Source organism: Streptomyces sp. NBC_01788, assembly GCF_035917575.1.
Lineage (GTDB): Bacteria > Actinomycetota > Actinomycetes > Streptomycetales > Streptomycetaceae > Streptomyces.
Map to the genome: position 1 here is coordinate 8,004,668 of NZ_CP109090.1, position 13,691 is coordinate 8,018,358.

General features: G+C 69.6%; 19 protein-coding genes. 12 read left to right on the top strand and 7 right to left on the bottom strand.

Annotated features, from left to right (window positions below; translation table 11 throughout):
* The first annotated feature begins 230 nt into the window (after positions 1 to 230).
* The 4 genes from OIE49_RS35625 to OIE49_RS35640 all read left to right on the top strand — a co-directional run bounded on the left by OIE49_RS35625 (position 231) and on the right by OIE49_RS35640 (position 3,257).
* Entirely contained in the window at positions 231 to 1,451 is a 1,221-nt protein-coding gene (locus tag OIE49_RS35625; protein WP_326805910.1) for a PP2C family protein-serine/threonine phosphatase, read from the top strand.
* 38 nt (positions 1,452 to 1,489) lie between these two features.
* Entirely contained in the window at positions 1,490 to 1,900 is a 411-nt protein-coding gene (locus OIE49_RS35630) for a VOC family protein (RefSeq protein ID WP_326805911.1), read from the top strand.
* A gap of 155 nt (positions 1,901 to 2,055) precedes the next feature.
* On the top strand, positions 2,056 to 2,574 hold the full coding sequence (locus OIE49_RS35635; RefSeq protein WP_326805912.1) for a helix-turn-helix transcriptional regulator: 519 nt from the start codon (positions 2,056 to 2,058) through the stop codon (positions 2,572 to 2,574).
* Positions 2,574 to 3,257 (top strand): glyoxalase, encoded by a 684-nt coding sequence (locus tag OIE49_RS35640; RefSeq protein ID WP_326805913.1) that lies wholly within the window; start codon positions 2,574 to 2,576, stop codon positions 3,255 to 3,257. Before OIE49_RS35635 ends, OIE49_RS35640 begins: the two co-directional genes overlap by 1 nt.
* Before the next feature lie 39 nt (positions 3,258 to 3,296).
* Here OIE49_RS35640 and OIE49_RS35645 read toward each other — a convergent pair whose 3' ends face one another.
* Entirely contained in the window at positions 3,297 to 3,923 is a 627-nt protein-coding gene (locus OIE49_RS35645; RefSeq protein WP_326805914.1) for an isochorismatase family protein, read from the bottom strand.
* A 212-nt stretch (positions 3,924 to 4,135) separates the two neighbouring features.
* Between OIE49_RS35645 and OIE49_RS35650 the strand changes: the two genes are divergently transcribed.
* Complete coding sequence (locus tag OIE49_RS35650) at positions 4,136 to 4,618, top strand: MarR family winged helix-turn-helix transcriptional regulator (RefSeq protein ID WP_326805915.1); 483 nt, start codon at positions 4,136 to 4,138, stop codon at positions 4,616 to 4,618.
* Between the two features lie 106 nt (positions 4,619 to 4,724).
* Here OIE49_RS35650 and OIE49_RS35655 read toward each other — a convergent pair whose 3' ends face one another.
* Complete coding sequence (locus OIE49_RS35655; RefSeq protein WP_326805916.1) at positions 4,725 to 5,183, bottom strand: hypothetical protein; 459 nt, start codon at positions 5,181 to 5,183, stop codon at positions 4,725 to 4,727.
* Between the two features lie 320 nt (positions 5,184 to 5,503).
* Complete coding sequence (locus OIE49_RS35660) at positions 5,504 to 5,914, bottom strand: nuclear transport factor 2 family protein (RefSeq protein WP_326805917.1); 411 nt, start codon at positions 5,912 to 5,914, stop codon at positions 5,504 to 5,506.
* A 71-nt stretch (positions 5,915 to 5,985) separates the two neighbouring features.
* Between OIE49_RS35660 and OIE49_RS35665 the strand changes: the two genes are divergently transcribed.
* The 4 genes from OIE49_RS35665 (at position 5,986) to OIE49_RS35680 (ending at position 8,623) form a co-directional block, all read left to right on the top strand.
* A complete protein-coding gene (locus OIE49_RS35665) occupies positions 5,986 to 6,297 on the top strand; it encodes a hypothetical protein (RefSeq protein WP_326805918.1) in 312 nt (103 codons plus the stop codon).
* 117 nt (positions 6,298 to 6,414) lie between these two features.
* Positions 6,415 to 7,104, top strand: a complete 690-nt coding sequence (locus OIE49_RS35670; protein WP_326805919.1) for an ArsR/SmtB family transcription factor — start codon at positions 6,415 to 6,417, stop codon at positions 7,102 to 7,104.
* A complete protein-coding gene (locus tag OIE49_RS35675) occupies positions 7,101 to 8,288 on the top strand; it encodes a cysteine desulfurase family protein (RefSeq protein WP_326805920.1) in 1,188 nt (395 codons plus the stop codon). The genes OIE49_RS35670 and OIE49_RS35675 overlap by 4 nt, the downstream gene beginning before the upstream one ends.
* Positions 8,285 to 8,623, top strand: a complete 339-nt coding sequence (locus tag OIE49_RS35680) for a sulfurtransferase TusA family protein (RefSeq protein WP_326805921.1) — start codon at positions 8,285 to 8,287, stop codon at positions 8,621 to 8,623. Before OIE49_RS35675 ends, OIE49_RS35680 begins: the two co-directional genes overlap by 4 nt.
* A 17-nt stretch (positions 8,624 to 8,640) precedes the next feature.
* Here OIE49_RS35680 and OIE49_RS35685 read toward each other — a convergent pair whose 3' ends face one another.
* Positions 8,641 to 8,835: a hypothetical protein gene (locus OIE49_RS35685; protein WP_326805922.1), complete on the bottom strand. Its 195-nt coding sequence runs from the start codon at positions 8,833 to 8,835 to the stop codon at positions 8,641 to 8,643.
* Between the two features lie 58 nt (positions 8,836 to 8,893).
* Positions 8,894 to 9,172: a hypothetical protein gene (locus OIE49_RS35690; protein ID WP_326805923.1), complete on the bottom strand. Its 279-nt coding sequence runs from the start codon at positions 9,170 to 9,172 to the stop codon at positions 8,894 to 8,896.
* A gap of 312 nt (positions 9,173 to 9,484) precedes the next feature.
* Between OIE49_RS35690 and OIE49_RS35695 the strand changes: the two genes are divergently transcribed.
* On the top strand, positions 9,485 to 10,822 hold the full coding sequence (locus OIE49_RS35695) for a hypothetical protein (protein WP_326805924.1): 1,338 nt from the start codon (positions 9,485 to 9,487) through the stop codon (positions 10,820 to 10,822).
* 246 nt (positions 10,823 to 11,068) lie between these two features.
* On the opposite strand, the gene OIE49_RS35700 is transcribed toward OIE49_RS35695, so the two are convergent.
* The gene (locus OIE49_RS35700) at positions 11,069 to 11,692 is read right to left on the bottom strand and encodes a DUF4097 family beta strand repeat-containing protein (protein ID WP_326805925.1); all 624 of its coding nucleotides are present in this window, start codon (positions 11,690 to 11,692) and stop codon (positions 11,069 to 11,071) included.
* A 291-nt stretch (positions 11,693 to 11,983) separates the two neighbouring features.
* Between OIE49_RS35700 and OIE49_RS35705 the strand changes: the two genes are divergently transcribed.
* Together OIE49_RS35705 and OIE49_RS35710 are read left to right on the top strand one after the other, a co-directional pair.
* Positions 11,984 to 12,526 carry a carbonic anhydrase gene (locus OIE49_RS35705; RefSeq protein ID WP_326805926.1) on the top strand — a complete coding sequence of 181 codons (543 nt, stop codon included), beginning with the start codon at positions 11,984 to 11,986 and terminating at the stop codon, positions 12,524 to 12,526.
* Between the two features lie 158 nt (positions 12,527 to 12,684).
* Positions 12,685 to 12,837 (top strand): hypothetical protein, encoded by a 153-nt coding sequence (locus OIE49_RS35710; RefSeq protein WP_326805927.1) that lies wholly within the window; start codon positions 12,685 to 12,687, stop codon positions 12,835 to 12,837.
* 39 nt (positions 12,838 to 12,876) lie between these two features.
* Here OIE49_RS35710 and OIE49_RS35715 read toward each other — a convergent pair whose 3' ends face one another.
* Entirely contained in the window at positions 12,877 to 13,677 is an 801-nt protein-coding gene (locus tag OIE49_RS35715; RefSeq protein ID WP_326805928.1) for an MIP/aquaporin family protein, read from the bottom strand.
* Positions 13,678 to 13,691 lie beyond the last annotated feature (14 nt).

The following is a 13,691-nucleotide window of genomic DNA, read 5'->3' on the forward strand; positions in this document are numbered from 1 at the left end:
TGGCTCGGGTGAAAGGCTCAGCACTAGGGTCTTTCGTTTGGATCAGGCCGGATCAGGGAGCGGGGTCTGGTGCCGTGCGTCGCAAGGCGGAGGAGGGCGGCAGGGCGGAGCCCTGCCAACCGACGACAACGCCGCGAGGCACGGTGCCAGGGCCCGCGAGCCCGGCATGATCCAAACGAGAGGCCTTAGGGCGGCATGACACCACGACCGGAAGGAAGGAGGTGGCGGGCGTGGCTCTGCCGGACGGCGACGAATGGCTCACCGGGATCCTCGGCGAGGGCCATATGTGCGGCTTCGATCAGCTACCCGCGCTGGTGGCCAAGCATGCGGCACGGGCGGGGATGGGCGATGCGCGCGTCTTCCTTCCGGACCTGCGCCGACAACTGCTGCGGGAGGTCACGGGCCAAGGCCTCGACGCCGGCGCCGGTGGTGAGACCTACGAGGTCGACGGCACCCTGCCGGGCCGGGCGTTCGCCGGCAGCCAACTCCTGCCGGGCGGCGACGGGGAGCCGCGCCGGTGGTGGGTGCCGATCCTGGGCGGCACCGAGCGGCTCGGCGTGCTACGGGTCGATCTCGCCCCCGGAGTCGGGCCCGAGCGAGCAGCCGTGCTGGCCTCGCTGATCGCGCTGCTGCTGACGAGCAAACGTCCGCACAGTGATTCCTACGCCCGTCTGGTGCGCACCGAGGCGATGAACGTGGCCGCCGAGATGCAGTGGAACCTGATGCCCCCGCTGTGCTTCGCCAACCACGCCGTGGCAATCGTGGCGGCAATGGAGCCCGCCTACGCGATCGGCGGTGACGCCTTCGACTACGCGGTCGCAGGCGACCAGATACACCTGGCGGTCTACGACGCCATGGGGCACGACAGCCGCGCCGGACTGACGGCCAACCTCGCGGTCGCGGCCTGTCGTAACCAGCGCCGCCAGGGCAGCGACCTGGTCGCCATCGGTGAGAAGGTCGAGGAAGTCCTGGTCGAGCACTTCGGCCACAGCGCCTATGTCACCGCGGTCCTCGCCCGGCTCGACTCGACCACCGGAGTCCTGTCCTGGATCAACCGCGGCCACCCGGCGCCGGTCCTGATCAGAGGCGGGAGGTGGATCACCACGTTGAGGTGTCCACCCTCGCACCCGCTGGGGACCGAACTGGACGTCCCCGCCGCCCTCTGCCGCGAGCAACTGGAACCCGGAGACCGCGTCGTGCTCTACACCGACGGCGTCACAGAGGCCCGAGACCGTTGCGGCCATGAGTTCGGTCTGGACGGCCTCACGGACTTCATCGTCCGCCACTACGCGGACGGCCTGCCATTCGCCGAGACGATGCGACGTTTGATGCACGCGATAGTGGACCACCACGCCGGGCAGCCGGCCGACGACGCCACCGTGCTCTGCCTGGAATGGCTCGGACCCAGCCGGAACACCCAGCTGTGCCCTCAAAATATCGATCAGGAATAGAGAAGCGCGACGCACAGAGCCGCCCTAATCTGGCCGTCATGAACATCAGCATTCACGCGACTTCCCTCCCGCACGACGACCCGGATGCGTCGCTCGCCTTCTACCGAGACGTCCTCGGCTTCGAGGTCCGCAGCGACGTCGGGCAGGGGAAGATGCGCTGGATCACGGTCGGCCCGGCCGGTCAGCCCGACACGTCGATCCTTCTGGCGCCGCCGGCTGCCGACCCGGGAATCACCGAAGACGAACGCCGCACCATCACCGAGATGATGGCCAAGGGCACCTATGGCTGGATCCTGCTGGCCACCCCGGACCTCGACGCCACGTTCGAGAGGGTGCAGGCCGGGGACACCGAGGTCGTGCAGGAGCCGACCGAGCAGCCGTACGGTATCCGCGACTGTGCCTTCCGCGACCCTGCGGGCAACCTGGTCCGTATCCAGGAGCTTCGCTGAGTCGTGCGGGTGCCGATGAGGCCGTACGGTCCGGCAGCGCCGCCGCCCGCAAGGAACGCGGCGGCGCACCAGCGCCCAGGTACCGGTCCTTCCGGCCGCCCACACCAGGGCACTCGTGGACGTCGATGAAAGACGAAAAAAGGGGGAGTGCGCCCATGTGCCAGCCCGAGTGGCGGCGAGCACGCGTCCAGGCGCAGCGCCTGGCCGATCTCGCGCGGCTGCGCCGCGTCCGGGACCGGATCGACCGGGAGTACGCGCAGCCGCTGAACGTGGAGGCGCTCGCCCGGGACGTGAACATGTCCGCCGGGCACCTGAGCCGGTCGTTCCGGGCCGCCTACGGTGAGTCGCCGTACGCGTACCTGATGACGCGCCGCATCGAGCGCGCGACGGCGCTGCTGCGGCGGGGCGACCTCAGCGTCACCGATGTCTGCTTCGCGGTCGGCTGCGCGTCGCTGGGCACGTTCACCACCCGCTTCACCGAGCTCGTCGGCATGCCGCCCGGGGCCTTCCGTCGCCAGGCGGCGGAGGAGGCCGGTCATGCCGATGCTGTGGGCGCGTCCGACGACGGGGGCCCTGCGATCACGGTGGAGGGGATGCCGGCGTGCGTGGCGAAGCAAGTGACAAGACCGGTCAGGAATCGAGAAGCGCCGGCTCCCGACCAGCCCCTAGCGTGATGGTCATGGCAACCACGACTTCCACCGCATCCACCACGTCCATCGCGTCCGTCATCCTCGAGGTGGCCGACCCCGAGGCTGCCCACCGCTTCTACACCGCCTTCGGGGTGGACACGTACGTAAGCCTGCGGGCGTCCGAGGCACACTCCACCGGATTCCGCGGCTTCACCTTGGCGCTCACGGTGTCCCGGCCGGCCACCGTCGACAGCTTCCTGGACGCCGCCGTCGACGCGGGCGCCACGGTGCTGAAGCCCGCCGCGAAGTCGCTGTGGGGCTATGGCGGCGTCGTCCAGGCCCCGGACGGAACGATCTGGAAGGTCGCGACCTCGGCGAAGAAGGACACCGGCCCGGCCACTCGCGAGATCGACGAGGTCGTCCTCCTGCTCGGCGTCGAGGACGTGAAGGCCAGCAAGCAGTTCTACGTCGGCCGCGGTCTGGCCGTGGCCAGAAGCTTCGGCGGCAAGTACGCCGAGTTCGCCTCCGGCGACTCCAGCCCCGTCAAGCTGGCGCTGTACAAGCGCCGCGGCCTGGCCAAGGACCTCGGCGTCTCCGACGACGGCACCGGCTCCCACCGCATCGTCCTCGGCACCGCCGCCGACCCTTTCACCGATCCGGACGGATTCACCTGGGAGGCCGCCGCGTCACCGGCCCCCGAGGCGCCCACGGCGCCTGCATCGTTCTGACGCCGGACCGGGGAACCTCAGGATCTCCGACGCCTCGGGCTAGGCCTGGTGGGCGGCGGAGATCTGGCCGACCAGGACGGCGAAGGGCATGTCGAGTGCGGCGTAGCAGGGGCCGGCCTCGGGGGAGGCGTTGTCGGCCAGGGACTCGACCATGAGGGTGGCGTAGTCGCTCACGATGACGCCCGCCTGCTGCATGCGCAGCAGTCCGGCCTCCCGCTTGGTCCGGCTGAAGGTGCCGGAGGCGTCCACGGCGACGTAGGCGTCGTACCCGGCTGCCGTCGCGGAGATCGCGGGCAGTGCCGCGCACACCTCGAGTGACACCCCGGCGAAGATCAGCTTTCGTCGGCCGGTGGCCTCGATGGCCTCGTGAACCCGGTCGTCGTGCCAGGCGTTGACCGTGCTGCGGTCGATGATCTTCTGTCCGGCAGGCAGCGCCTGGACCAGTTCGGGGGTGGTCGGTCCCCACATGCTGTCGGCCGCGGTGGTGGTGACGACCAGCGGGATGCCCAGCACGGTCGCCGCCCGTGCCAGCGCCACCACGTTGTGCTTCAGTTCCTCGACGGGGATGTCCCGGACGCCGGACAGAAGGCCCACTTGGTGGTCGACCAGCACCACGGCGGTGTTCTCCCGGGTGACCGGCTCCAGGAACTTGCTGCGCTCGCTCATCTTCCGCTCCTCGAGGGTTGAGCCACAGCCTTTTTGGTCACTAAACTAGATAGTCAAAGTTGGTGACTACTTGACGCTATACCTCGGCCCTCCGAGGCGCAAGCACTGGTCGGGTAGGGCCCCGGGGCTGGGTCGCGGGCCCACTAGGCGGGTGAGTAGAACCGCTGGTCACACAGCACGAGCGGCGGACAGCCGCCAGGACGGGAGCGGCGTTGAACGGGCACCAGGCCACGGAACCGGACCTCGGCGTGCTCGCCGCCCGGATCCTCTTCTCCGTTCAACGTGAGCTGTTCACCGAGCTCGCCGAGCAGGGCTTCGACGACATCCGGCCCCGCGCCGGCGCCGTCCTCGCCTACCTGCGAGCCGACGGCATCCGCGCCAGCGAACTCGCCCGCGCCTCCGGACAGCACAAGCAGGTCATCGGCTCCCTCATCGACGACCTCGAACGCCTGGGCTACGTCGAACGCAGGCCCGACCCTGCGGACCGCCGCGCCAAACTGATCTGCCCCACCGAACGCGGCCTGCTCCAGATGGAGGCCGCCGCCGCCATCATGCGCACGATCGAGGAACGTCACGCCAAGGCACTGGGCAAGCAGGAGTACGCCGCCTTGAAGACGGCTCTGCAACGTGTGGCCGATCTCCAACGCAAGGCCCAGCGCGACAGCCAGGACCCGGGACGAATCCAGGACAACTGAGCGACCAGCGAGGCTGGTTGAGCCTCGGCGCCCCGGGAGCGGCCGTCGCCGGCGCGAGGCTCCGGAGGCCGGGACCCAGCAGCGAGCGAAAGCATCCGCACCGGACTCACTCTCGGCACCGTGAGGTGCTGGACCGGCATCCGCTGTCGAACCCCCGCGGGGGGCGTCCGAGGAGGTCGGTGATGTCGCTCGTGGAGCGGTCGTAGCGGTTTTCGCGGTGCAGCCGGGCCATGGTGGCGAGGTGATCGAAGACGTGGGGCGGCAGGTCCTGCTTCTTCAGGTCGTCCTCCAGCCACTCCTCGTACGGCACGTCGACGTAGGTCACGGTACGGCCCAGGGAAGTGGAGACTTCGGCGGCGATGGCTGCCATGCCGCGGGAGTGTGAACCGGTCAGTTCGTAGACCCGGCGGGAGGGCGGGGCCGGGTCGAGCAGGAGGTGTGCGATCACCTCGGCCACGTCGGCCGCGGCGACCGGAGAGGTCCGGGCGGAGCCGAACGGGAGGCGGATCGTGCCGTCCCGCAGGATGGAGGCGGCGGCGACCCGGGCGAAGAGCGGATTCTCCATGAACACCGTGGGCCGCACGTGCACGACCGGCGCCCCCGACCAGTCGAGGACGTGCTCGGTAGCCAGTGCAGTCGCTGCTGCCAGGATTCGGCGGCGCTAATGAGGCTCATCTGCGACACCGTCATCTGCGACATGCTCACCAGCAGATCGAGGCCGTCACTCTCCCGGACGGCGGCCGCGACCGTGGTGGCGGCCTCCAGGTAGACGGGGGACTGGCCTCGCAATCCGCCGGTCGCCCGCGCGTCTGCCTGCCGGCCTCCGGATCACCTGTGCCTGCGGGCCCTCCCGCCGTACCGGTGCTTGCGCGGCTCGGTAAGCGGTCATGCTCGGCGTTCCTCGGGAAACTCGTCGCCGTACATCGGCAGGCCGCTCAGGGACTGCTCGCGGGTGGCTTCCGCCTCGATCACGTCCCAGTGCTCGGCCAGGACACCGTTCTCGAGGCGGAGGAAGTCGACGGCGATCCACGGAGCGGGCTGGCCGTGCCCGGAGAACCGGCCACGCACCATGACCATGTCCCCCTCGGCCATGATCAGTTCGCATTCGTGCCGCAGCTCCGCCGGGAAGCTCCGCACGAGGTCGAAGAGTCCCTCACGGCCGGGTGCGATGTGGGCGCTGTGCTGGATGTACCCGGGGGACCAGAACCGCTCGGCGGCGACGTAGTCCCGCTTGTTGAACAGCGCGTCGAACGCTTCGCGGACGATGGCCTTGTTGCTGTCCTCGACGGTGCTCATGAGGTGCTCACCCTCTGTCTGGTTCTTGTGGAGGCGGGGTGTCTCGTTGATGCTTCCCGCGGCCCGGGCCAGTGGCGTCCGCCGATGCGGTACTGCGCGCAGAGCCCGAGGGTCACGGTGGCAATGGCGACGGCGCCGTAGCCGAGGACGATCCCGAGCAGACCGGCCGGAGCGACCAGGAGGCCCGCGATGACGGCCGGGATGGCAGAACCGCCCCCTCGACGTCGGGGCGGCGACACCGCTCCGAGGATCTGCAGTTCATGCTGCTGGTGATCGTCAACGTCTGTGTCGGCGGTCTGGTCGGTCTGGAGCGCTCCACCATCACCTCCGACGGCGCGAACCCCACACGCCCCCGCGCACCGACCTTCGTGTGCAGGGTTTAAAGGGGTCGCTCCGCAAAGTCCGCAGCGCTCGGCTCTGTAACAAGGGCCGCGACGGCGTGGTCGAGTCCAGTCACGCTCGGTTGTCCTCGGGTACCCGGTAGAATATTCCATAGAACCATGGAGAAAAGGGAAGGGATCATGGCGTCCAAGGAGTCGAAGGCGCAGCTGTACGAGGCGTTCGCAGCCAGCGGGAAGGCTCTGGCCAGCGGCAAGCGACTGGAACTGCTCGACCTGCTCGCCCAGGGCGAGCGCACGGTCGACGCGCTTTCCAAGGCAGCGGGCCTGAACCTGACCACCGCCTCCGCCCACCTGCAGACCCTCAAGCAGGCCGGGTTCGTCGCCACCCGTCGCGAGGGCGTACGCATCCACTACCGGCTCGCCGGAGACGACGTCGCCCAACTGCTCGCGCTGCTGCGCAAGGTCGCCGAAACCCACCAGGCCGCCGTCCCCGCCGCCCGCGACGCCTACCTCGGCGACGGCGCCGAACCGGAGGTCACCCGCCAGGAGCTGGCCGCCCGTGCGGACGCCGGACAGCTGGTCCTGCTGGACGTGCGCCCCCTGGAGGAGTACGAGGCCGGCCACATCCCCGGCGCCGTCTGCATCCCCGTCGAGGAACTCGCCGGTCGCATCGGCGAACTCCCCGAAGACGCCGACGTCGTGGTCTACTGCCGCGGCGAATACTGTGCCCTGGCCTATGATGCCGTCCGGCTACTGAGCGACTACGGCCGTCGCGCCATCCGTCTCAACGACGGCATGCTCGAATGGCGCCTGGCCGAGATGCCCGTCGACGCCGGAGTCCTGGCGTGACCCACCAGAGCCCGCCGCCGCATCCAGGCCTTACCAGCGGCCCCGTCTACCTCGACTACAACGCCACCACCCCCGTGGACCCCCGCGTCGCCGACGCCATGGTCCCCTACCTGACCACCCACTTCGGCAACCCCTCCAGCACCCACCCCTACGCCGTCGAGCCCCGCCGCGCCCTCGCGGCGGCGCGTGCCCAGGTCGCCGGCCTCATCGGCGCTCGGCCCGGTGAGATCGTCTTCACCGCCTCCGGTTCCGAGGCCGACCTGCTCGCCCTGCGCGGCGCCACCCTCGCATCCCGCCACCCCCGCCCCCACGTGATCACCCAGGCCACCGAGCACCCCGCCGTCCTGGCCACCTGCCAGGCCCTCGCGCGCTTGCATGGCGCGCGCGTCACCGTGCTGCCCGTCGACCACGGGGGCCTGCTCGACCCCGCCGCGCTCGCCGACGCCCTCGATGAGGACACCGTGCTGGTCTCCGTCATGGCCGCCAACAACGAGACCGGCGCCCTCCAACCCGTCCGTGAACTGGCCGAGATCACCCACCGGGCCGGCGCTCTCTTCCACTGCGACGCCGCCCAGGCCGCCGGGAAGATCCCCCTCGACGTGCGCGATCTCGACGCCGACCTGCTCACTCTCGTCGGCCACAAGATGTACGCGCCCAAGGGGGCCGCCGCGCTCTACATCCGCGACGGCATCGAACTGGAGCCCGTCGTCTACGGCGGCAGCCAGGAAGCGGGCCTGCGCGCCGGCACCGAGAACACCGCCCTCGCCGTCGCCCTCGGCACCGCCGCTCAACTCGCCGCCGAAGACCTCTCAGGCGGTGCCCCGGCCCGCATCCAGTCCCTGCGCGACGAGCTTCACGCCCGCCTCACCGCCGCTCTGCCCGGTCGGCTCCGCCTCAACGGCCCGGCCGCCCGGCGGCTACCGAACACGCTGAACATCAGCATCGACGGCACCCGCGGACACGATGTCCTCGCCGCGACTCCCACGATCGCCGCCTCCACCGGCTCTGCCTGCCACAGCGGCACCCACACCCCCTCACCCGTCCTGACCGCCATGGGCTACGGCCCCGAACGGGCGCTGGCCGCACTCCGGCTCACCCTCGGCCGCTGGAGCACCGCCGACGACATCACCGCTGCGGCCGACGCCCTCACCCGCGCCGTATCCACCACCGCGAGCAGCCGATGACCACCACCGAGCCCTCGGCCGAACCACTCCCGGCCGAACTCCGCAGTGAAGCGGACCTCACCGTCGACGGCGCCGGGCTGCTGTGTGTCACGCTGCTGCTGAAGCTGCGTGCCGCCTTCGGCGACGCCGCCCCCGGGACCCTCGTCCACGTCGTCGCCACGGACCCCGCGGCCCCCCTCGACCTGCCTGCCTGGTGCCACATGACCGGCCACACCTACCTCGGCCCCCTCCCCAGCGGCACCGAGCAGGCCGAGCACACGGTGTACGCGCTCCGCATCAGCGCCGACGCACACGCCACCAGATCCGACGCTCCCTGGCACACCGCCCTGCCCTGACCACGCCCCGAGTGCGGTTACCAGCTCAGCAGGTCCGCCACGAACGGCAGCAGGTGACCGGCGGCGAACAGCGCGCCGCCCAACGGGCGCCCGGCCAGGCCCGAGCCGAGTTCGCGGGCCTGGTTCTGGGCGACTGCGGTGGGCAGTTGGTGCCGCGGGACGATGTGCGGCAGTGCGGCGGACTCCGCGAGCTGGAAGAACACGAAGCACACGCCTGATCCCCGGCAGAGGCAAGCCGAGGCGGCTGTCTTCGCGCTCGTGTGCGCAGGTTCAGCCAGCGGGAAGGCCGGCTCGGTTTCTGCTCCGTCGGCTGCGGATCTCGTTCAGCGACAGGACGATGGCCGCGAGGGTGAGGGGGAAGGCGAGGGCGCCGGCGGTCTGGGTGATGCCGAAGGCGCGCAGGAGGCTCGCGCCGAGCGCGATCAGGAAGAGGGACAGGGGGAGGTATCTGCGCCACGTGGGAAGGTCCCGCATCCGGGCCACAGCGAGCGAGCACCAGAGCGTGAGGCAGAAGACCGTGATGCCCACGGCGGCGGTTGCGATCAGCATAAGGAGACGTCTCTCTCTGGGGAGTCGGGGCGTTCCCTTCGAGCGCGGGGCCCATGCGACAGGGAAGGGATGGCCCTACGGAGCGTCTCAGTGGGGGCACCATTCTATTGGTTGCAGGTGTGGCGGAGCGCCAACCCGACAGCACAGCCGGCCCTTGGTTTCGGCGGGTTGATGGACGTGGGTGCCCACTGGTCGGTGTTGTTGTGCAACCGTCAACCCCTCTTGATCGTCATGGGAGTTGTGGCCTGGCGTGGCCGCTGATCGGCGCCCACGTCGGCTGCGTGACCTGACCGTCTCTCACCTGGAGATGTCATGAGAGCTGACTCCGTGCGCCGCTTACTGCGGCTCGGAGCCTGCACGACGCTCGCTGCCGGACTCGTCGCCGTGGGGCTCACCACTGCTCCTGCGTTCGCGGGGACCGAGCCGGAGCCCGACCAACTCTGGATCACTGCCCCGTACGAGCCGAACCTGCCGCTCGGTATCGACGGCGGGACACCGTTGACCCGCACGCTCGATGTCAGGCTCAACCACGACAACGACCATGTCGTGATGACCGATGGCCGGCTCACGGTGGACGCTTCCGGTCTCGCCGGGATCGCCGAGATCACCTGGCCGGACAACTGCACACCGAGTGGCGCTACCGCGGTGTGCGAGGTGTCCGAGGTGCCGGTGACCGGAAACACCGGCGGCGAGGTGCATCTGAAGGTCCGCGCGGCTGACGGGGCGGCCGTCGGGGCGCGGGGCCGTATAACCTTCAAGGCGACGGCCCCCGGCGGTCTGGCAGGTACGCTCAACGCCCAGGACAGCACCACGGTCACGGTCGCGTCGGGACCCGACCTCGGAATCACGGCCGGCGGCGACATCGAGCACGTCCTGCCGGGCGGCACGCAGACGCTCCCGTTCACGGTCACCAACTACGGCAACGAGACCGCGCATGGCTTCACCATCAAGGTGATGGCCTCGTACGGGGTGCGATACGTCAACCGGTACGACGCCTGTGTCTATACGACGTCGAGCGGGGACGGTTATGCCCCGATGTCGTTCGCGGACTGCACCTTCGATCAGGATCTGGCCCCGGGAGCCTCCTTCGAGCTGCCGGAGCCGCTGCGGGTCGCGCTCACCCGGCACGCGCTCCAGGAGCGGGTGGACATCTGGGCGCAGCCGGTCGGCGCGACCGACCTGGGGGGCTACGACGACTACGTGGCGCTGCAGATCGGTGCCGACAGCACCGCCGACTTCTCGGTGACCGGCGCGGCGGTCACGGGCGCCGCGGGTGAGACGGTCACCGCGTCGCTCACCTTCAAGAACAACGGGCCCGGCTGGCTGGGCAACCTGGTCTCCGGGGATCCGGTCGCCGTGCTCCGGCTGATCGTTCCGCCCGGCACCACGGTCACGGGCGTGCCGGAGAATTGCATTCCGCGAACCCTGTCCGGCGACGCCTACTACCAGGGCCGTACGGGCGCCCCGCGCTACGACTGCCGGCTGCCGTACTGGGTGCTGGAGAACACGGAGCAATCCTTCGCCTTCAAGCTCCGGATCGACACGGTGGTGCCCTCAGCGACAGGTGAGGTCAGTATCCATCCCCCGTTCGGCGAGTTCCGCCACGACCCGAACCCGACGAACAACACGGCCGTCCTCACCGTGAACTAGCGCTCACCAGCGCCCCGGAAGGCACCTTGTCTCAGCGCGTCGCGTGGGTCTTCTCCGCGCGACGCGCTATCCTCTTCACGATCTTCCGGGCGTCGATGGCCAGTTCGCGGAACATTCCGCTTCGGGTGGGTGAAGCCCCTGGAGTCGATCTCACGGCCGAGGGGCTGCGCCACCTCGGGGGACTTCTTCAGCGGTTGACTCGCGGGTCCGGCTCGAAGTGGCCGGCTGGACCTGTCCGGTCACTGACTACGCTGCCGACTTCACAGTCAAGTCACCGTTGCTCGCCGACAGATCCAGGCGGTACTTGCCGGACGGGTCGTTCTCGAACGCCACGTTCTTGTCGCCGTTGGAGCTGTTCGCAGAGATCTGGTACTGGGCAGGCTGTGTGGTGACCGTGAGGCTGCCGCTGGTGGTGCGAGCCTTGATGTCCTGCGGGGTGGCCGTCTCGATCGTCACCTCGCCGTTCGATGTCTGCGTGTCGATGCCGCCGCCCTCGACGTTTTTGACGTCGATGCCACCGTTGGACGTGCGCAGCTTCACAGGGCCCGTCGCATTGGTCACCGCGATCTCACCGTTGCTTGTGTGCACATCGACCGCGCCGACATCGATCAGTGTGAGGCCGCCGTTGGACGTGCCTCCCGTCACCGGAAGACCGGCAGGCACTTTGACGACGTAGTCGACGCCGCACTTCCTGCCGCAGCCGGACAGCACCAGGACGCCGTCCCTGACGCGGAAGGAGGTGCCACTCGGCTTGTCACCACGGTAGTTGACCTTGCGGTGCACGGAGACCGTGGAGGCTTCGGCCGAAGCATCCACCTTCACATCTCCGTTCCTGTTGTCGAGACGAATCGAGGTGACTCTCTGCGGCACCTTGGCTTCGTCCGCGAAGGTCTTCTGACTGCCGGCCGAGCAGGGGAAAACCCCCCAATGCCAGGACTGGGCCGCCGTTCACAGCCGCCGTGGCGGTGCTCGGCTCCCCCTTGCCGGGCGAGCCCGTCTGGCGCATGTTCCGCTCGTGGGCGATGGTGGCGCTAAGGACGGCTTGCTGTGCGGTGCGGTGCGTGGCCGAGCGGGCCGGCTCGCGCATCGCGGAGATCGACGGCACGCATGCAATGTCGGTCTCACAGCCTCAGGCTGCCACCGCTCCTGAAGGGATCAGCCATGTCGAACTTCGCACCGTACCTGGAGCGCAACCAGGCCTTCGCGGCCGCCGGTGCCCAGGCCGACGTCCCCCAGGTCCCGTTCATCCCCTTCAAACAGCTGTACCTGATCATCTGCGTCGATCCGCGTGTCGAGCCCGCGGCTGTGTTCGGCGTCCGGCTCGGAGAAGCGATCGTCGCACGTAATGTCGGTGGCCGCGTGACGCCGGCGGTCATCAAGGACCTCGCCTGGATCGTGCACCTGCACGAGAACAAGACCCCGGACGCGGACTGGTTCGAGATCGCCGTCATTCACCACACCGACTGCGGTTCTGGGTTGTTCGCCGACGACGATCTGCGCGCCGGCTACGCCGCCCGCGGCGGCTGGGACGAACAGACCTCCTTGGAGATGGCCGTCCTGGAGCCGTCAAAGACGGTCCAGAAGGACGTCGCCAAGCTGCGCGCGGCACCCGAGCTCGCGCCGGCCATCGGCCACATCAAGATCGGCGGCTACGCGTACGACCTCGGGACCGGGAAGATCACCACCGTCGTACAGCCCAGCTGAGCAGCGGCCAGCGACGAGACGGAAGCGACTGCGCCCAGCAGACCCAGTTCCCCGCCATCCGGCTCCCACCGCCCGCACCTGGTGCGCACACCCATCCGTACGGCGATGCGGCCACACCGTCGCCCTTCCCGGTGCCCACCGGGTGCGGAGTGCACCGCGTGGGCCGGCACCAGCCGCTCGTTGCGCATCGCCTCCAGGGCGGCGCCTGCGCCGACGCCGTCGTGATCGCCCCGGAGGCAGGAGTGTCGCTTCGCTGGGGAAGCAGCAACGAACTCGGCATGCTGCGTGGAATCTGCCTCGCCGAGGTGTGACGCACCGAGCGGCGGCCCGGTCGCGGCTGACAAGAGCCATCACCCTGATTCAGCGGTGCGCCCACGCGTCCTTCCCGCCCGCCGGTGAAGGAGGGCATTGCGGAGCGAAGCTGCCAGGAGGGCGCCCACCATCGGGGCCAGCAGGTAGACCCAGAGGTAGTCCAGTCGGTCTGCGGCGACGGCCGGTCCGAACTGGCGGGCGGGGTTGACCGAACCGCCCGTCGTCGTCCCCAGCAGTGCGATCGCCGTTCCGATCAGGAGTCCGACGAGCCATGGGACCAGCGGCGCCAGCTTGGGCACCGCTACAAAGAGCCCGACGAGAATCACGATGATGCTCATCGAGACGGTCTCCGCCGCGAACAGCGCCCCGGCGGACCAGCCGAGACCGGGTTGGAGTGACGTGTCGTCTATCGGCGGCCTGCCCACGACGGGGCCCCACGTGGCGAGGCCCGCGAATGTGCCGAGAAGGGAGCCGACGAGCTGGGCCGCGATGTAGGGCGCGACCGCGGCGCCCGGGAAGAGGCCGAAGCGCCACATGGCGATGGAGATGGCGGGGTTGATGTGTCCGCCCGAGGCCTTCCCCGCCGGGCTGAGGATGAGCCCGGCCAGTAGCACGCCCACACACGCACCGATGACCAGCAGTTCCTCATGGGCTCTTGGGATCGCCGCCGAGACGGGTGAGGGCCCGGCGACCCAGCGCACGATCGTGGTGACGCCGAAGAGCAGCGCGGTGGCCAGCAGGCATTCCAGGGCGCTGCCTCGGGTCAGCGTCCGCCAAGTGACCGGACCGGCCGGGCCGGGGCTGTCCGGGGGGCCGTATGGTCCGGCGGTCTGGTCCATGATGGTGAGCCCTG